Annotated in this window: 16 protein-coding genes; 12 read left to right on the top strand and 4 right to left on the bottom strand. The window is 58.6% G+C overall.

Features of this window, described 5'->3' with window-relative positions:
- The first annotated feature begins 110 nt into the window (after positions 1-110).
- The 3 genes from SO058_RS04445 to SO058_RS04435 all read left to right on the top strand — a co-directional run bounded on the left by SO058_RS04445 (position 111) and on the right by SO058_RS04435 (position 3,902).
- The gene (locus tag SO058_RS04445) at positions 111-1,748 is read left to right on the top strand and encodes a tryptophanase (RefSeq protein ID WP_320841791.1); all 1,638 of its coding nucleotides are present in this window, start codon (positions 111-113) and stop codon (positions 1,746-1,748) included.
- Positions 1,749-1,911: 163 nt separating this feature from the next.
- Positions 1,912-3,315 carry a sodium-dependent transporter gene (locus SO058_RS04440; protein ID WP_320841790.1) on the top strand — a complete coding sequence of 468 codons (1,404 nt, stop codon included), beginning with the start codon at positions 1,912-1,914 and terminating at the stop codon, positions 3,313-3,315.
- 107 nt (positions 3,316-3,422) lie between these two features.
- Positions 3,423-3,902, top strand: coding sequence for a phosphate-starvation-inducible PsiE family protein (locus tag SO058_RS04435; protein WP_320841789.1), 480 nt, complete (start codon positions 3,423-3,425; stop codon positions 3,900-3,902).
- 74 nt (positions 3,903-3,976) lie between these two features.
- Here the strand turns inward: SO058_RS04435 and SO058_RS04430 are convergent, their stop codons facing one another.
- On the bottom strand, positions 3,977-4,762 hold the full coding sequence (locus tag SO058_RS04430; protein ID WP_320841788.1) for an HAD-IIA family hydrolase: 786 nt from the start codon (positions 4,760-4,762) through the stop codon (positions 3,977-3,979).
- A gap of 176 nt (positions 4,763-4,938) precedes the next feature.
- Between SO058_RS04430 and SO058_RS04425 the strand changes: the two genes are divergently transcribed.
- The 3 genes from SO058_RS04425 to SO058_RS04415 are packed head-to-tail and all read left to right on the top strand — an operon-like array spanning position 4,939 to position 7,804.
- The gene (locus SO058_RS04425; protein ID WP_320841787.1) at positions 4,939-5,886 is read left to right on the top strand and encodes an alpha/beta hydrolase; all 948 of its coding nucleotides are present in this window, start codon (positions 4,939-4,941) and stop codon (positions 5,884-5,886) included.
- Positions 5,871-7,166, top strand: coding sequence for a hypothetical protein (locus tag SO058_RS04420; protein ID WP_320841786.1), 1,296 nt, complete (start codon positions 5,871-5,873; stop codon positions 7,164-7,166). Before SO058_RS04425 ends, SO058_RS04420 begins: the two co-directional genes overlap by 16 nt.
- Entirely contained in the window at positions 7,139-7,804 is a 666-nt protein-coding gene (locus SO058_RS04415) for a DUF6320 domain-containing protein (RefSeq protein ID WP_320841785.1), read from the top strand. The genes SO058_RS04420 and SO058_RS04415 overlap by 28 nt, the downstream gene beginning before the upstream one ends.
- A 43-nt stretch (positions 7,805-7,847) precedes the next feature.
- Here the strand turns inward: SO058_RS04415 and SO058_RS04410 are convergent, their stop codons facing one another.
- From SO058_RS04410 to SO058_RS04400, 3 genes are all read right to left on the bottom strand, one after another.
- A complete protein-coding gene (locus SO058_RS04410; protein WP_320841784.1) occupies positions 7,848-8,912 on the bottom strand; it encodes a Gfo/Idh/MocA family protein in 1,065 nt (354 codons plus the stop codon).
- Between the two features lie 87 nt (positions 8,913-8,999).
- A complete protein-coding gene (locus SO058_RS04405) occupies positions 9,000-9,185 on the bottom strand; it encodes a hypothetical protein (protein ID WP_320841783.1) in 186 nt (61 codons plus the stop codon).
- A 68-nt stretch (positions 9,186-9,253) separates the two neighbouring features.
- Positions 9,254-10,093, bottom strand: a complete 840-nt coding sequence (locus tag SO058_RS04400; RefSeq protein ID WP_320841782.1) for an AraC family transcriptional regulator — start codon at positions 10,091-10,093, stop codon at positions 9,254-9,256.
- A gap of 363 nt (positions 10,094-10,456) precedes the next feature.
- Here SO058_RS04400 and SO058_RS04395 point away from each other — a divergent pair, with 363 nt between their 5' ends.
- From SO058_RS04395 to SO058_RS04370, 6 genes are read left to right on the top strand one after another with little or no spacing between them, the layout of a single operon-like run.
- Positions 10,457-11,473: a Gfo/Idh/MocA family protein gene (locus SO058_RS04395; protein WP_320841781.1), complete on the top strand. Its 1,017-nt coding sequence runs from the start codon at positions 10,457-10,459 to the stop codon at positions 11,471-11,473.
- 13 nt (positions 11,474-11,486) lie between these two features.
- Entirely contained in the window at positions 11,487-12,485 is a 999-nt protein-coding gene (iolC, locus tag SO058_RS04390; protein ID WP_320841780.1) for a 5-dehydro-2-deoxygluconokinase, read from the top strand.
- A gap of 15 nt (positions 12,486-12,500) precedes the next feature.
- The gene (locus tag SO058_RS04385; protein ID WP_320841779.1) at positions 12,501-13,376 is read left to right on the top strand and encodes a class II fructose-bisphosphate aldolase; all 876 of its coding nucleotides are present in this window, start codon (positions 12,501-12,503) and stop codon (positions 13,374-13,376) included.
- Between the two features lie 16 nt (positions 13,377-13,392).
- On the top strand, positions 13,393-15,255 hold the full coding sequence (gene iolD, locus SO058_RS04380) for a 3D-(3,5/4)-trihydroxycyclohexane-1,2-dione acylhydrolase (decyclizing) (protein WP_320841778.1): 1,863 nt from the start codon (positions 13,393-13,395) through the stop codon (positions 15,253-15,255).
- Between the two features lie 17 nt (positions 15,256-15,272).
- Positions 15,273-16,172 (top strand): myo-inosose-2 dehydratase, encoded by a 900-nt coding sequence (gene iolE, locus SO058_RS04375; RefSeq protein WP_320841777.1) that lies wholly within the window; start codon positions 15,273-15,275, stop codon positions 16,170-16,172.
- Between the two features lie 30 nt (positions 16,173-16,202).
- Positions 16,203-17,006 (top strand): 5-deoxy-glucuronate isomerase, encoded by an 804-nt coding sequence (locus SO058_RS04370; protein WP_320841776.1) that lies wholly within the window; start codon positions 16,203-16,205, stop codon positions 17,004-17,006.
- The last annotated feature ends 25 nt before the right edge of the window (positions 17,007-17,031 follow it).

The raw sequence follows: 17,031 nt of genomic DNA, 5'->3' as shown, positions 1-17,031 counted from the left end.
AGGTAAGGTGCTGTCCGCCAGTCGCAGAAACCGGGAAACCGGAGAACGACGACCGGGGTATCCTCTAACAATGATGGCGCAAAGCGCCCAAAAATGGAGGTTATAGTATTATGAAAGAGTATCCGCTGAATGTTCCCACCCCGCGCCACTGCGCATTTGCCGTGCGCGATATCCCGGCCGTCACGGTCGAACAGCGCGAGCGCGCCCTGAAATCCACCCATTATAATGAGTTTGCATTCCCTTCCGGCATGCTGACCGTTGATATGCTGTCCGACTCGGGCACCACCGCGATGACCAACCAGCAGTGGGCGAGCCTGTTCCTGGGCGACGAGGCCTATGGCCGCAACACCGGTTACTACGTCCTGCTCGACACGTTCCGCGATATCTTCGAGCGCGGCGGCGAGAAGAACTGGAAAAAGATCATCGACCTTGTCCGCACCGACTGCCGCGACGTGGAAAAGATGATGGACGAAGTCTACCTCTGCGAATACGAGGGCGGCCTGTTTAACGGCGGCGCGGCGCAGATGGAGCGCCCGAACGCCTTTATCATCCAGCAGGGCCGCGCGGCGGAGTCCGTTCTGATGGAGATCGTCAAAAAGATCCTCGCCCAGCGCGAGCCGGGTAAGGTGTTCACCATTCCGTCCAACGGCCACTTTGACACCACTGAGGGTAACATCAAGCAGATGGGCTCGGTGCCGCGTAATCTGTACAACAAGCAGCTGCTGTGGGAAGTTCCCGAAGGCGGCCGCTATGAGAAGAACCCCTTCAAGGGCAACATGGATATTGAAAAGCTCGAGCAGCTGATCGAGGCGGTCGGCGTTGAGAACGTGCCGCTGATCTTCACCTGCATCACCAACAATCCGGTCTGCGGTCAGGCGGTCTCGATGGCCAACATCCGCGAGATCAGCCGTGTATCCCAGAAGTACGACATCCCGCTGGTGTTCGACGTTGCGCGTTGGGCTGAAAATGCTTACTTCATCAAGATGAATGAAGAGGGCTACGCCGATAAGTCTATCGCCGAAATCGCCACCGAAATGTTCTCCTACTGCGACGCGTTCACCATGTCCGCCAAGAAGGACGGACACTCCAACATGGGCGGCATGCTCGCGTTCCGCGACAAGGGCCGCTTCTGGAAAAAGTTCTCCGACTTTAATGAAGACGGCTCGATTAAGACAGACGTAGGCGTTCTGCTCAAGGTCAAGCAGATTTCCTGCTACGGCAACGATTCCTACGGCGGCATGTCCGGCCGTGATATCATGGCGCTGGCGGTCGGCCTATATGAGAGCTGCGATTTCAACTACCTGCACGAGCGTGTGCAGCAGTGCAACTATCTGGCCGAGGGCTTCTACAATGCGGGCGTCAAGGGCGTCGTGCTCCCTGCAGGCGGGCACGCTGTATACATCAACATGGACGAATTCTTCGATAACAAGCGCGGCCACGAGACCTTTGCCGGCCAGGGCTTCAGCATCGAGCTGATCCGCCGTTACGGCATCCGCACCTCCGAGCTGGGCGATTATTCGATGGAGTACGACCTGAAAACACCCGAGCAGCAGGCCGAGGTGTGCAACGTCGTCCGCTTCGCGATCGACCGCAGCCGTTTGACGCAGGAGCATCTCGATTACGTCATCGCGGCGGTCAAGGCGTTGTATGAGGACCGGGAGAATATCCCCAACATGCGGATCGTCTGGGGCCATAATCTGCCGATGCGCCACTTCCACGCGTTCCTTGAGCCGTATCCGAACAAGTAAGAATCTACATCTGACAACCGGTAAAACCAGTGCGTAACCTGCGCCGCGTGGAAAGAGCGCAGGAGATGAATCAGGCAAAAACGCCCGCGGAAAACGAAATAGTTTCCGCGGGCGTTTTTAAAAGGGGTATTATCAGCAGAGAGAAAAAGGGGTGTGACTACAAATGAGTAACGAGACCACTACCCGCGATGGCTTTAGAAGCAAGTGGGGCTTCATCCTGGCTTGTATCGGCTCGGCGGTCGGCATGGGCAACATCTGGCGCTTCCCGATCATGGTACAGAAATACGGCGGGCTGACTTTCCTGCTTCCGTATTTCATCTTTGTGGTACTGATTGCCTCCTCGGGCGTTATGGAGGAATTCGCACTCGGCCGCCGCGCAAGCGCGGGACCGGTCGGCGCGTTCGGCATGTGCACCGAAGAACGCACCGGTAAAAAGAAATCCGGCGAAATTATTGGCGCATTGCCGATTATTGGCGCGTTGATGCTGGCCATCGGCTATACGGTCGTTCTGGGCTGGATTTTCAAGTATACGTTTATGAGCATTTCTGGCGGACTGTTCGGTCTGGGCACCGACATGAACGCCATTGGCGGCGCATTCGGCGCGACTGCACCGGAAGCTGAGCATTTGGGCGAAGCGATCGGCATGATGGCTTCAAACGGCTTCTTCGGCATCGGCAACGGCGTGTGGCAACTCATAGGTCTAGTCGCTTCACTAGTTATTATGGCGCTGGGTGTTGCGGGCGGCATTGAGAAAGCCAACAAGATCATGATGCCTATATTGTTTTTCCTGTTCCTGGGCCTTGGCATTTACATCGCAACGCTTCCCGGCTCCTCCGAGGGCTATAAGTACATCTTTACCCTGAGTCCCAAAGGCCTGCTCAATCCCGAGGTCTGGGTGTTCGCGTTCGGCCAGGCGTTCTTCTCGCTGTCGGTTGCGGGCAACGGCTCGGTCATTTACGGCTCATACTTAGGCAAAAAAGAGGATATCCCGAACTCCGCGCGAAATGTTGCGATCTTTGACACCTTGGCGGCTCTGCTGGCAGCTTTCGTCATCATCCCGGCCATGGCGTCGGTTCTGGGCGCGGGCATCAGCGAAGTAAAGGGCGGCCCCGGCCTGATGTTTGTCTATCTGGTCAATGTGTTTAACGCGATGCCGGGCGGGCGCATTATCGGCATGATATTCTTTATCTGTGTGCTGTTCGCGGGGGTGTCCTCCATCGTGAACTTGTATGAAGCGCCTGTGGCGTTCCTGCAGGAGAAGCTGAAGTTTAACCGCGTGGCTGCGGTCGGCGGGATCGGCATTATCGGTGCGATTGTATCCCTCTGCATCCAGCCGTGGACCTCGCAGTGGATGGATGTCGTTTCAATTTATATCTGCCCGTTGGGCGCTATGCTTGCCGGCATCATGTTCTTCTGGGTGCTTAAGAAGGAGTCCGCACTGGGCGCGGTCAACGAGGGCGCAAAGAAACCGATCGGAAGCTGGTTCTATCCGCTTGGAAAGTTTATTTACGTGCCGCTCGCGCTGATTGCTCTAATTGCCGGCGCGATTTACGGCGGCATCGGCTAAACCTTAACAATCCCAATCCCCCTTTCCCACAAATCGCCCGCAGCCTCTTGAGACTGCGGGCGATGCATGTTATAATAAAAAAAACCGCAAGAAAAAGGAGACAACACATGAATTCTGATCTGCGCGACAAGCTTTCCTCTGCCGCGACAGCCATCGAAATTGCACTCGGCGTGATCATCCTATTTGCCTGCTTGGTATCAGGTATCGGCATGGTCTGCACGACGGACTTCGGCTCTTTATTTTCTGAGCCGGACTATTTGCAACATCGGCTGAGCGACGCATGCTTTATCATCATTGGCATTGAGCTGATCAAGATGATCACCAGCTACACGATCGACTCAGTGGTCGACGTGATGCTGCTGGCGGTCGCGCGTCAGATGATCGTTGAACACACCGCGCCGTTGGAAAATCTTTTGGCCGTATTGGCGGTGGGCATGCTGTTTGTCATCCGGAAATACCTCTATATTTCTCAGATTGACCGCCGCAAGCCGCGTAGCAAGCGGGAAATGGATGAGATCCTGCGCGCTCAGGTGTTTGAAGACAGAGAAGCGGCTTCAAAACCGGACCGTGAACATGCAATGCGGTAAACGACATAAACCAGCAATAAAAAACGAAGCCGTTTAACGCGGCTTCGTTTTTATTTGTTATGGATTTGCCATCGTCAGCCGGGGATCTCACCCACGCCGTTTAGAATATGGTGCGGGCGGTAGGCATAGTTCTGCACCTCCTCGCGCGCCGTGCAGCCGGAGAGCACGAGCACGGTGTCCAATCCGGACTCGATGCCCGCGACGATGTCGGTGTCCATGCGGTCGCCGATCATGGCGGCCTCGTGCGAGTGCACGCCCAGCATGCGAAGGCCGGTGCGCATCATCAGGGGATTGGGCTTGCCGACGTAATAGGCGGGCCTTCCGGTCGCGAGCTCAATGGGCGAGACAAGCGCCCGGCAGGCCGGGATTATGCCGGTCTCGCTGGGGCCGGTGAGGTCGGAGTTGGTAGCGATCAGGCGTGCGCCGCGCTGCACAAAGCCAACTGCTTTGAGGATAGTCTCGTAATTATAGGCGTTGGTCTCGCCGCAGATGACATAGTCGGGGTCGACATCGTTCATCAAAATGCCAACGTCGTATAACGCACCCACCAGACCGGGCGCACCGATCACATAGGCTGTGCAGCCGGGCGCCTGGCTGGCGACGAATTTCGCGGTCGCGAGCGCCGAGGTGTAGAAATGTTCTTCGCCCACGTCCAATCCCATGCGGCCGAGCTTCTGCTGCAGTTCGCGCGGCGAGCGCTCGGAGGAGTTGGTCAAAAACAAAAAGCGCTTTTCCTCGCGCTGCAGCCAGGATACAAACTCGGTCACGCCCGGCAGCAGCCGGTTGCCGTGATAGATCACGCCGTCCATGTCGCAGATGAAGCCTTGTTTGGCGCGCAGTTCTTCAAGATGTTCGCTCATACGTTCTCCTTTATTCGGTAAATGCCGTCTAACCCTATTATGGGAAAAAAACGGCGCTTCGTCAAGTGCCAGAGGCGGGGGGAAATGTAAAATTCGTGTAAAACGCTTTGGCTTTGCGTTCGCGCGCGATCGGTGGTATACTAAGACCACTGAAAGATAGAAATGGGGAGCCTTTTATGGCCATCAACAAGACCATGCGCGCCGCGCTGCGTGCGCTGAGCTATCCGGCGAACACGCTGGAGATCGGCAAGACCTACCGAGTCGAGCGCGCGATCGGCGGGCTCAAAGCGCCGCTGTCACCCATTTACCAGCTCTGGGATCAAAAAATCGAGCGGGACGGGCACGAGGTGCGCGTGCGCATTTATACGCCGAAAAAGCAGACCGACCAGCGCCTTTTGTTGTTTTTCCACGGCGGCGGCTGGGTGCTCGAAAGCGTGGACACCTATAACAGTGTGTGCAAAAACCTCGCGAAAAAAACAGGCTGCCGGGTCGCGTCAGTCGAATACGGGCTTGCACCCGAGCATGTGTTCCCCGAAGGGCTGGAGGATTGCTATGCCGCCGCGCGGGCGGTCTATCAAAACCCCGAGCAATTCGGCGTACAGTCGAGCGAGATCACGCTGATCGGCGACTCCGCCGGCGGCAACCTGGCGGCGGCTGTGTCGCTCATGGCGCGCGACCGGGGGGAGTTTCACGTGGCGCAGCAGATCCTGATCTATCCCGCCACCTATAACGACCACACCGAGACCACGCCGTTCGATTCCGTGCGTGAAAATGGGGACAATTTTCTGCTCACCGCCAAGCGGGTGCGCGAATATATGGAGCTGTACGCGGGCGGCAATGAGGAGAACCGTAAAAACCCATATTTTGCGCCGCTGCTTGCGGAGGATCTGACAAACCAGCCGCGCACGCTGATCGTCACCGCGGAGTTCGATCCGCTGCGCGATGAGGGCGAGGCCTACGGCTATGCGCTGCGCCGTGCGGGCAACGAGGTCGCGCTGTACCGCATGCCGGACGCGCTGCACGGATATTTTTCGCTTTCCATGCGGTTTTCGCAGGTGCGCCACACCTATGATATGATCGACCATTTCTTAAACGGAGAGGCTGCTTCATGCCGAAAGAACTAAAAAAACCAATGACCTGGGCGCGGCTCGACAATGCCGCCAAGATTTTCCCGCCGACCGCACACGGAGCGAATACCGGGGTGTTCCGGCTGTCGTGCGAACTCACCGGACAGGTAGATCCTGAACTGCTCCAGCGTGCGCTGGAGGATACGCTGCCGCGGTTTCCGCACATGTCGATGGTGCTGCGGCGCGGTGTGTTCTGGTATTATTTAGAGCAGACGACGCTGCGCCCGCGCGTTTCACCCGAATCGCGCCCGCCCTGCGCGCCGCTGTATGAGGGCAGCCGGTCGCTGCTGTTCGAGGTCAGCTATTGGCGGCATAAAATCAATATCGATGTGTTTCATGTGCTGGCGGACGGTGCGGGCGCAATTGCGTTTTTTGAGGCGCTGGTGACCGCGTACCTTGCGCTTCGCCATCCGGAGCTGGCGGCCGGAGAACCGCGCCGCGCCGCGGTGTCCGAACGCCGCGCGGACAGCTTTCAAAAATATTATAAGCCGCACGGGGGTGCCAAGGTTGGGGGCGCGGGACGGGCGTACCGCCTGCGGGGGGCGCGCCGGCCGGACGGCGGGCTGACCATCTTGGAGGGCGTGTGCGACGTGCGCCAGGCGCTTGACGCCGCGCACCGGTACGGCGCGACGTTGACCGTCTATCTGGCCGCCGTGCTGTTTGCGGCCATCCATGAGGAAATGTATGTGCGGCATGAGAAACGACCGGTCGTGCTGACCGTGCCGGTCGACCTGCGGGGCTTTTTCCCCTCGGATACAACGCGCAATTTTTTCAGCACGATCCGTGTGGCCTATCATTTCAAAAACCAACCCGGCACGTTTGAGGATATCCTGCAATCGACCGCGGCGGCGTTCAAAGCCGAGCTGACGCCCGAACGTCTCGCCGCGCGGATGAACCAGATGGCCGCGCTCGAGCACAACCCGTTTTTGCGGCCGATCCCGCTGCTGCTCAAAAACCCGGTTCTGCGCCTGTCGGGAGACATCGCGGACATGGGCGAGACCGCTGCGCTCTCGAATGTCGGCAAGTTCCGGCTGCCCGAGGCGCTGTGGCCTTATGTGCGCGGATTCGGCGTGTTTATGTCGACCGGCGCGCTGCAGCTGTGCACCTGCACGTTTGGAAACAGCCTGCATTTTGGCTTTACGTCGGCCTTTGAATCGACCGAGATCCAGCGCCGCTTTTTCGCGCATCTGACGGACGCGGGCGTGGATCTTGAGATCCGCAGCAATGAATACCACGAGGAGGAACCCGTATGCAGCACTGCCCCTACTGCCACGTGACCGTCGCCGGGCACAAACGCTGCTGCCCGCTGTGCGGCGGCGAACTGGCCGGCGAGCCCGCGCCGGATACCGAGGTGTTTCCCGCGCTTCAGAAAACGCGCCTTACGAGCGGCCTGATCCTGCGCGTACTGGCGCTGATCGCGATTTTGGTCAGCGCGGTGTGCGTGCTGGTCAATCTGGCGGTGTCGACGCGGGTCTGGTGGTCGCTGTTCGTTGTGGTCGGCGCGGCGTGCGTGTGGGTCGCGTCGGCGATCGGCGTGGCGTACCGCCGCGATGTGATGCAGAATATTGCGTGGCAGGCGTTTTTGATCCCCGCGCTGTCGGTCGCTTGGGATTGGTGGACGGGCTGGCGCGGCTGGTCGCTCGATTTTGTGCTGCCATGTGTGTGCGTCGCGGCGCTGCTGACCATGCTGGTGCTCGCGCCCGCCCTGAAGCTGCCGGTGCGCGCGTTTGCGGGCGGATTCGTCGCTGCGTGCGTGCTGGGGCTCGTGCCCGCCGTGCTGGTGGCCTGCGGAAAGATCGGCGTTGTCTTGCCATCGCTCATCTGTTCGGGGCTGTCAGTCGCGCTGCTCGCGGTGCTGCTGTTGTTCCAGTGGCAGACCATCAAGGGCGAGTTTCAGCGGCGGTTCCACTTGTAAAAGAAAAGCACACTCCTCTTGAGAGAGTGTGCTTTTTTAGCGCTTATTTTTTGAAGTCCAGCGTGCCGATATCGTGCAGCGGCAGCTTGACAGGGCGGTTTTCCCTGCTCGAAAGATAGATCGCAAGGACGAGTTCGAGCGCACGCCGGCCCGCGTGACCGTCGACCAGCGGCGCGCGCCCGGTCTCGATCGCGTCTTTCATATCGGCGTAAAGCGGGACGTGGCCGAAGCCGTACACGCTGTCGATCTCCTCGCTGCACTGCGCGCGCACCGCTTTTTCCTCCGCGTCGTCCTGATCGGCGAACCGCCAGATATCCAGCCGGTTTACCGCCTCTCCGGCCGCTTTGACCGTGCCGGTTTCGCCAAATAAGTAAAGCGCGGCTTCCAGGTTTTCCGGATACACGTTGACCGTGCCCTCGATCAGGCCGAGCGCGCCGTTGCGGAAGCGCACCATGGCTAGCCCGACGTCCTCTGTTTCGATATTGGGGTGCGCCAGATTGGCGGTTAGGCCGACGACCTCGTCGACCTCGTCGCCCAGCATCCAGCGCAGCAGGTCGATGGTGTGGATGCACTGGTTGAGCAGGCAGCCGCCGTCTGCCTCCCAGGTGCCGCGCCAGGCCGCCGAATCGTAATATGCGGTATCGCGGTGCCAGCGCACATGCGCCGTGCCGTGATAAAGGCGGCCGAACGAACCGTCCTCCACTGCGCGGCGGATGCGCTGCACCGCCTTGTTAAAGCGGTTTTGCTGGCAGACGCAGAGCTGGAGATGTTTCTTTTCAGCCAGCGCGATCATACGGTCGGCGTCGGCAAGGCTCAGCGCCATCGGCTTTTCCACGATGACATGGCAGCCCGCCTCGAGACAGTCGAGCGTCATTTGCGCGTGCATGCCGCTGCCTGTGGCTACCGTGACAAGATCGGGCGGATTTTCCGCGAGCATTTGACGGTAATCGGTATAATGGACGGCGCCGGACAGGCCGAATTTCTCAGAAACGCGCGCGATGCTGTCCCTGCTGATGTCGCACAGCGCGGAAACACGCATGCCGTTTTGCAGAGCGGCGTCCAAATGGTTGTCCGCGATGCGGCCGCAGCCGATGATTGCAAAATCCATATGATCCTCCATAGGTGTTTTTTCCATTATACGCGCAATGCCTGCGCAAAGCAAGAAGCCCCTCTCTGTATAGGAGAGGGGCTTCTTTCAGTCCGGCATCAGGTCGTTTACGAGCTGCTGCATCTGGCCGCGCGATTGCGCGTGGCGCGAGCGTTCGAGCACCGCGTCGCGCTCGGCGGGGGACAGGCGCGCGAAGCACGCCATCGCTTCCGGGTTCTGCGCAAGCGCCATTCCAAACCCGAGGGGCAGTTCGCCCTTCGTTTCGTCCTGCATGTTCCATCACCTCGCCTTTAGCATGCACGGATCGTGGCTGTGGTATGCAAAACGAGGCTTTTTGCCGCTTACGGCGCTTTTTCGCTGCGGTATTTGCGGTATTCGCTCGGGCTCATGCCGACGTATTTGACAAACAGCTTGCTGAAATGGCTGGTATCGGCAAAGCCGGTCTGGGCGGCGATATCGGTGATGCTGGCGCGCGTGCCCATCAGCAGTGACTGCGCTTCGCCGATGCGCCGCCGGATGACATATTGCATGAGCGGGTATTCAAAATGCTTTTTGAACAGGTGGGACAGGTGGTAGGGGCTGATGTAAAACAGCGTGCTGAGCTGCGCCAGAGAGAGGTCGTCGGCATAGTGTTCGTCGATATAGCCCTTGATCTGACGTACGAGCGGCTCGTCGCGCTGGGGCAGGCGGCGCGGCCATAGCGCAATCATCTGCGTCACCTGTTCGAGCAGGCAGATGGTCAGGTGGCCGGTCAGCAGCCGGTCGGACTCGCTGTAACGCGCGGCCTTCACATGGCTGCGGATCAACGCGGTGAGTGCGCAAAGCTCCCGGAACTGTGCCGGGTGGTGGAATAGCGAGGGGGAGTGGGGCGCGATCAGACAGTTTGGCGGCAGGCCGGGCATTTGCAGCTCGGTCAGCCCGATGCACGAGGTGACATAGGGCTCGCCGTCCGCAGGGATCTGGTCGTGGATGCTGCCGGCGTTACAGATAATGACGTCGCCGCTTTCGATCAAATAGCGCTCGTCCTCGACGCAATACACGCCGTGGCCGTTTTGAATAAGCAGGATCTCCAGGATGCGATTGTGCTTGTGCATGCAGTGGATATGATGTGCGGCTGTCGTGTCGTCCACATACAGCAACTGGGGAGGCGCGATGCCGTCGCGCCAGCTTAAGGACGTCATAATAACACCCCCTGCTAGTTTAGTAATAAGTATATGCTGAATTTTGCCTTTGTCAAGAAGAAAACACATAAAAAGACAGTAAAAATCAATAAAACGCAATTACTGTTTTCAATTGCTAGAAAGGAAGCGAAATATATAGGGTGCCGTCAACATGCTTGAGAAAAGCATCGCAATAAAATACAAATCGCCGCATATAGCGGCTGAAATTTAGGGAAAACAGCACAGGATTTTCCTTTCGGATTGGCCGGCCGGCCGATATAATTTGAAGTATAGAAAACGAGAAAGCAAAGAACGGCAAACAAGCAACAAAACATGGCAATCTGAAATGACAGGATCAGAACCGCAGAAGAAAGGTGATGACAGATGAAAAAGGTGAAAGTCGGTATCGTGGGGTTGGGCAGGCTGGGCATGCGCCACGCCTCGAACCTGATGTTCCGTATCCCGAACGCCGAGCTGGTGGCGGCGTGCAGCGTCAAGCAGGACGAGGTGGACTATGTTTGTGAAAACTGGGGCGTGCCTGCGGGCTACACCGATTTCGACGAATTTTTACTGGATAAGGAGATGGAGGCGGTCGTGATCGTATCGCCCTCTGGCCAGCACTGCGAGCAGATCGGCAAGGCGATGGCGCGCGGGCTACACGTGTTTTCTGAAAAGCCCCTCGGGGTCGACGTTGCGCAGTGCAAGGAAGCCGAGCGGGCGGTCGAAGCGCATCCGGAGCTTGTGTTCCAGCTCGGTTTTATGCGCCGGTTCGACCCGTCTTACGCGGCGGCCAAGCAGATGATCCGTGAGGGAAAGATCGGAAAGCCGTTCTTGGTCAAATGCACCAGCCTCGATCCGGATTCGCGCATCGATAGCTTCCTGCCGTTTGCGCCGACCAGCGGCGGCATCTTCCGCGATCTGACCGTGCATGACATCGACCTCGCGCGCTGGCTGCTCGAAAGCGACGTGACGCGCATCACCGCCGCGGGCGGCTGCTATAAGTACGATGAGCTCGCGGCGTGCGACGACGTGGACAACGCGGTCGCGCTGATGGAGTTCCGGAACGGCGCGGTGGCGCTGTTCGATTCGGGGCGCATCGCGCCGCACGGCTCGCATGTGGAAACCGAGATACAAGGAACGGAAGGCATGCTGCGCATCGCGGTGGTGCCCGAGAAAAACCGCGTGCTGATCTACGATCACAACGGCGCGGTGCAGCAATGCGCCGAGGATTTCCTCGAGCGCTGGGCCGAGGCGTTCCAGCTCGAAATGCAGGAGTTTGTCGACTGCGTCAGCGAGGGCAGGCGGCCCGAGGTCACGGTATACGACGGCACCAAGTGCACCGAGGTCACCTATGCCGCGACCGAGGCGCTGCACACGCACAAAACGGTTGAGCTGGAGTGAAAAGGAGCGGAAAATGAAATTGGAATTTGCACAAAACCGGCCACTGGACGTGATTGCGCTCGGCCGCGTCGGCGTGGACATGTATGCCAATGATTTAAACTGCCCGATGGAGGAGATCAAGAGCTTTTCCAAGTATATCGGCGGGTCACCGGCCAATATCGCGATGGGCACGGCCAAACTTGGCCTAAAAACCGGATTCATTGGGAAAATTGCGCCGGACGGCTTCGGGCGCTACATCATTTCACATTTTCAGCAGCAGGGCATCGACACGCGCGGCATCGTCTACGATAAGACGGGCGCAAATACCCAGATTGCGGTGTCCGAGATATTAAGCCCGGAAAAATGCAACGTCATCTTCTACCGCGACAACGCGGCCGATCTCAACCTTTCACCGAGCGACGTAAACGAGGACTATATCGCCTCGGCCAAGATTTTGATGATTTCGGGAACCGCGCTGGCTGGCAGTCCGTCGCGCGAGGCGGTGTTCGTGGCGATCGAGTACGCGCTCAAGCACAATGTCCGCATTATGATGGACATCGACTACCGCCCGTTCACCTGGAAGAGCAAGGAGGAAATGGCGGTCTACTATAACCTCGCCTGCGAGAAATGCGACGTGATACTGGGCACGCGCGAGGAGTTTGACGTGATCGAGGGTATTGTCGATCCGGGGAACAAGGACGACCAGAAAAGCGCCGACCGCCTATTCGGGAAGAGCGCAAAGGTGATCGTGGTCAAGCACGGCAAGGAGGGCTCTTACGGCTTTTCGGCCGATGGCGGCCGTTTTGAGGGCGTTATTTATCCGGCCAAGGTGGTCAATACGTTTGGCGCAGGCGATTCCTACGCGGCTTCGTTCATCAGCGGTTTGCTTGATGGCTGCCGTGTCGATGAGTGCATGAAGCGCGGCGCGGCCGCGTCCTCGATCGTCATTTCGAGGAACGACTGCTCGGACGCTATGCCGACCCGCGCGGAGCGCGACGAATATATGGCCTCTCATGAGGCGGTACGCGGATAAAAGGAGGAAAACACCATGCTTACATTACCTAAAAATAAATTTCAACCCTTTTTTACCGACTTGATGGGTAAGGCCGTGCATGAGAAGCACGTATTTGCCGGATTTAACGTTTTTTCGCTCGACGACGCATATGAGATCGTCCGCGCGGCGGAAAAGATCGGCGCGCCCGTCATGCTGATGGTCAACAAACTGGCGGTCGGCCTATACCCAATCGAGGTCTGGGCGGACACGCTCAATATGCTGGTCCGGCACGCGTCGGTGCCGGTGTGCGCGCACCTTGATCATACGACCGACATTAATGTGATTGAGCGGGCATGCAAAGCGGGTTTCGACTCAGTCATGTTCGACGGCTCGCAGCTCCCGCTTGAGGAAAACATTGCGCAGACACGGCGCGTGGTCGAGCTGGCACACGGGCTGGGCGTCGCGGTCGAGGCCGAGATCGGCGCGGTCGGCTATTCGGACGGCGCAGGCGGCAAGGATTATAAGTCCGCCATGACCGATCCTAAGGAGGCTGGGCGCTTTGCCAGAGAGACCCATGTGGACTGGCTGGCGGTTTCAGTCGGCAACGTGCATCGTATGGAAACGCAGGATGCGGTAATCGATTTCGACCTGCTATCCCAGATTGAAAAGGAGACCGATGTGCCGCTTGTGCTGCATGGCTCTACCGGCATCAAGGACGCGGACATGAAAAAGCTGCTGCCGACGCACGTGTGCAAGGTTAACATCGGCACGGCGCTGCGCATGGCGTTCGGCAACACGCTGCGCGCCGAGTTTGAAAAGAACCCCAAGGCGTTCGACCGCACCGAGCTGTTTGCAAAGCCGCTCCAGATGGTGCGCGAGGAGGCCGAAAAGAAGATGGTGATGCTGGGCTGCAAGGGCTTGATCGGGTGAAAGGACGGGATGATTCATGAAAACCATTCGGCTGACCGTCGGCCAAGCGCTGGTGCGCTTTCTCGACCAGCAGTATATTGAGCGTGACGGAAAGGAAAACAAGTTTGTCACCGGCGTAATCGGAATTTTCGGGCACGGCAACGTGCTTGGCCTGGGCGAAGCGCTCGCAAACTACGACAACCCGGATTTCGCGTTCATCGGCGGCAAAAACGAGCAGGATATGTCGCATATCGCGACCGGCTACGCCAAACAGAATAACCGCATGAAGATTTTTGCGTGTACCTCGTCCATCGGTCCGGGCGCGGCCAATATGGTGACCGCGGCGGCGACCGCGACGGTCAACCGTATCCCCGCGCTCTATCTGCCGAGCGATGTGTACGCTACCCGCCAGCCCGATCCGGTCTTGCAGCAGGTGGAGACCGCGGGCAACTATACGGTGACGACCAACGACGCGTTCAAGGCGGTCTGCAAATACTGGGACCGCGTCGACCGCCCCGAGCAGCTCATGACCGCGTGCATTAACGCGTTTCGCGTGCTGACCGACCCGGCCGAGACCGGCGCGTGCTGCATCGCGCTGCCGCAGGACGTGCAGGGCGAGGCCTATGATTTCCCGGAATACTTCTTCCAGAAGCGGGTCTGGACGGTCGCGCGCCGCCCGGTGGCCGACGAGGTGCTTGAAAAGCTGGTGCCGCTAATCTCATCCAAGCGCCGGCCTGTCGTCATTTGTGGCGGCGGCGTGGGCTATTCGGACGCGGCGGACGCGCTCATGCACTTTTGCGAGGAGTTCCGCGTACCGATGGCCGAGACCGCGGCGGGTAAAGGGCTGGTGCCGTGGGATAAGTCCTACAACATGGGCGGCGGCGGTACGACCGGCAATGCCGCGGCCAATCGCATGATCCAGAACGCCGATCTGGTGCTGTCCATCGGCGCGCGCCTGAACGATTTTATCACCTGCTCCAAGGGCGGGTTCCGCGAGGACGCGGCGCTTGTGTCGATCAATCTAAATCGATTTGACTCGTTCAAGATGGACGGCCTTTCGGTCGAAGCGGACGCGAAAAAGGCGCTCGAGCAGATTACGGCGGCGCTGCGGCAGCTTAACTGGTGCTCGGGTTATGTGGACGAATACAAAAAGGAAAAGCAAAGTTGGCTGGAGGAGACCGCGGCGCAAGAGTCGCTTCGCGATCCGAAGGGCCTGCGCGAAACCGAGGTGCTCGCCGCACTCAACCGCGAGATCGAGGACGACGCGGTCGTAGTCGCGGCATCGGGCAGCCTGCCAGGCGAACTGCAAAAGGCGTGGAAAGTCAAGGGGCCGCATACGTATCATCTGGAATATGGCTATTCGTGCATGGGCTATGAAATTTCGGGCGCGCTGGGCGCGAAGATTGCCGAGCCCGACCGTCCGGTGTATGCCCTTTTGGGCGACGGCGTGTTCTTCATGGCGCATTCAGATATCCATACCAGCCTGCAGGAGCACAAAAAGATTACTATTATTGTGCTCGACAATATGGGACACCAGTGCATCCACGAGCTTCAGACCTCGAACGGCATCGATTCGTTCGGCACGGACTTCCGCTATCGCAATGAAAGCCCCAAGGGCTGGGTTGAGGACAAGGTGCCGGTCGATTTCGCCATGATCGCGCGCGGCTACGGCGCAAAGGGCTATACCGCCCGGACGATGGACGAATTTTTGGATGCGCTCGAAAAAGCAAAGCGCGAGGACGTGACCACGCTGATCGACGTCAAGGTCGAGCCGTTCACATGGTTGCCGCGCTATGAAAGCTGGTGGCGCGTAGGGCTGGCCGAGGTGTCGGACAAGGAAAGCGTGCGCGAGGCACGGCGCGATATTGACGAGCATTTGAAGCTTGTGCGCCAGTATTGAAAAAAGGAGATACAACTATGCTGGACCCGAAAAAAGTACACATCGGCTGTTCGCCGATCTCATGGATGAGCGACGACGAGCCCGAGCTTGCGGGCGACATTACCTGGCAGCAGACCGCGAGCGAGATCGCCCTCGGCGGCTATGAGGGGCTGGAGCTCGGCAGCGCCTATCCGGCCGATCCAAAACTCCTAAAGTATGAGCTTGACCTGCGCGGCCTCAAGCTTGCCAACGCCTGGTTCTCGATGCGCTTCACCCAGCGCCCGATGCAGGAGACCGTAGATCGGTTCAAACAGCATTTGAATTTCATGGCCGCGATGGGCGCGCCGGTTATCGGCGCGGGCGAATGCGGCGTGACCATTCACCTGTCTGGCGACGTGCCGCTCTATCCCGCACCTCCAAAGCTGTCGGACGCGCAGTTTGCCGCGCTTGCCGAGGGTTTGAACGAATGTGGCAAACTTGCAAACGAAAAAGGTATCAAGTTCGGCATCCATCCACACATGGGAACAGGTGTGCAGACTGCCGAAGATATTGCGCGCGTGATGGACAGCACCGATCCCGCGCTCGTCCACCTGATTCTGGATGCAGGCCATACGGCTGCCGCGGGCGAAGACCCGTGCGCGCTGCTGGAGAAATATATCAGCCGCATCCCGCTGGTGCACGTCAAGGACGGCCGGAAAGCGGTTATGCAGCGCGTCAAGGACGAAAACATGAGCTTCCTCAAGGGCGTGACCGCCGGCATGTTCACCACGCCGGGCGACGGTGACGCGGTCGACTGGGACACGTTCATCGGCATCCTTGACAAGCATAATTTTGAGGGCTGGATCGTCGTCGAGGCCGAGCAGGACCCGAGCAAGGCGCATCCGCTCACCTATACGATGAACGCGCGCAAATTCCTGCACGAAAAGCTAGGCTTTTAATTTTAGAACTGCGGAAAGAAGGTTTCAGCTATGAAAGTACCCGGCACACGCCCGTATCACAAGGGCTATAACAGCATCGTCGAGATGGATAATCCGGACAAATACCCGGAAATGCTAATGGATTTCGGCATCCTGATGATGAATCAAGGTTTAACCTATGAAAACAGCGATGACAAGGAGCGCGCCTATCTGCTGATCGGCGGCACGGTCGATTTTGAGTGGGAGGGCAACTGCGTGCGCGCCGCGCGCGGCATGTGGCGCGACGAGCAGCCGTGGTGCCTGAGCGTGCCAGCGGGCGTGCCCATCAAGATCACCGGACGGTCGGATACTGTGCAGATCGCCTGCCACGCGACCGACAACGACCGCACATTCCCCTCCAAGCTCTATACCCCGCTCGACGTGGTGACCAAGGTGCGCGGCAAGAATGTCAACGACGACACCGCGCAGCGCGTCTGGCGCACGATCATCGACCGTTCAATCAATCCGGATTCTAACTTCGTGCTGGGCGAGGATGTGCACGCGCCGGGCCGCTGGTCAGGCTATCCCAACCACTACCACCCACAGCCCGAGATTTATTATTTCAAGTTCTATCCGACAAACGGCTTTGGCCTGCAGCGGCTGGGCGATGATGCGATTTACCTCGAAGAGGATGAAACCGTCACTATCTATCCGAACGAAGTGCATCCATGCGTCGGCGCGCCGGGCTATAACCTATATTACATCTGGTGCATCCGTGACGACCGCGACAACCCCTATATTCCGCTGTTCGAGATGCAGCATACTTGGCTGCCCGGCATCTGGGTGCCCGAAAATGAAAAATACCTGCTGCCGTAACGTCTTATTGGAGCGGAGGAGCCCG

The sequence above is a fragment of the Agathobaculum sp. genome (assembly GCF_034098985.1).
Lineage (GTDB): Bacteria > Bacillota > Clostridia > Oscillospirales > Butyricicoccaceae > Agathobaculum.
Note: the sequence above shows the minus strand (reverse complement) of the source record. Positions and strands in the feature narration are given on the sequence as shown.

Coding starts and splice junctions, on each gene's coding strand:
- SO058_RS04445 (WP_320841791.1), top strand. CDS start 111: ATGAAAGAGTATCCGCTGAATGTTCCCACCCCGCGCCACTGCGCATTT.
- SO058_RS04440 (WP_320841790.1), top strand. CDS start 1,912: ATGAGTAACGAGACCACTACCCGCGATGGCTTTAGAAGCAAGTGGGGC.
- SO058_RS04435 (WP_320841789.1), top strand. CDS start 3,423: ATGAATTCTGATCTGCGCGACAAGCTTTCCTCTGCCGCGACAGCCATC.
- SO058_RS04430 (WP_320841788.1), bottom strand. CDS start 4,762: ATGAGCGAACATCTTGAAGAACTGCGCGCCAAACAAGGCTTCATCTGC.
- SO058_RS04425 (WP_320841787.1), top strand. CDS start 4,939: ATGGCCATCAACAAGACCATGCGCGCCGCGCTGCGTGCGCTGAGCTAT.
- SO058_RS04420 (WP_320841786.1), top strand. CDS start 5,871: ATGCCGAAAGAACTAAAAAAACCAATGACCTGGGCGCGGCTCGACAAT.
- SO058_RS04415 (WP_320841785.1), top strand. CDS start 7,139: ATGCAGCACTGCCCCTACTGCCACGTGACCGTCGCCGGGCACAAACGC.
- SO058_RS04410 (WP_320841784.1), bottom strand. CDS start 8,912: ATGGATTTTGCAATCATCGGCTGCGGCCGCATCGCGGACAACCATTTG.
- SO058_RS04405 (WP_320841783.1), bottom strand. CDS start 9,185: ATGCAGGACGAAACGAAGGGCGAACTGCCCCTCGGGTTTGGAATGGCG.
- SO058_RS04400 (WP_320841782.1), bottom strand. CDS start 10,093: ATGACGTCCTTAAGCTGGCGCGACGGCATCGCGCCTCCCCAGTTGCTG.
- SO058_RS04395 (WP_320841781.1), top strand. CDS start 10,457: ATGAAAAAGGTGAAAGTCGGTATCGTGGGGTTGGGCAGGCTGGGCATG.
- iolC (WP_320841780.1), top strand. CDS start 11,487: ATGAAATTGGAATTTGCACAAAACCGGCCACTGGACGTGATTGCGCTC.
- SO058_RS04385 (WP_320841779.1), top strand. CDS start 12,501: ATGCTTACATTACCTAAAAATAAATTTCAACCCTTTTTTACCGACTTG.
- iolD (WP_320841778.1), top strand. CDS start 13,393: ATGAAAACCATTCGGCTGACCGTCGGCCAAGCGCTGGTGCGCTTTCTC.
- iolE (WP_320841777.1), top strand. CDS start 15,273: ATGCTGGACCCGAAAAAAGTACACATCGGCTGTTCGCCGATCTCATGG.
- SO058_RS04370 (WP_320841776.1), top strand. CDS start 16,203: ATGAAAGTACCCGGCACACGCCCGTATCACAAGGGCTATAACAGCATC.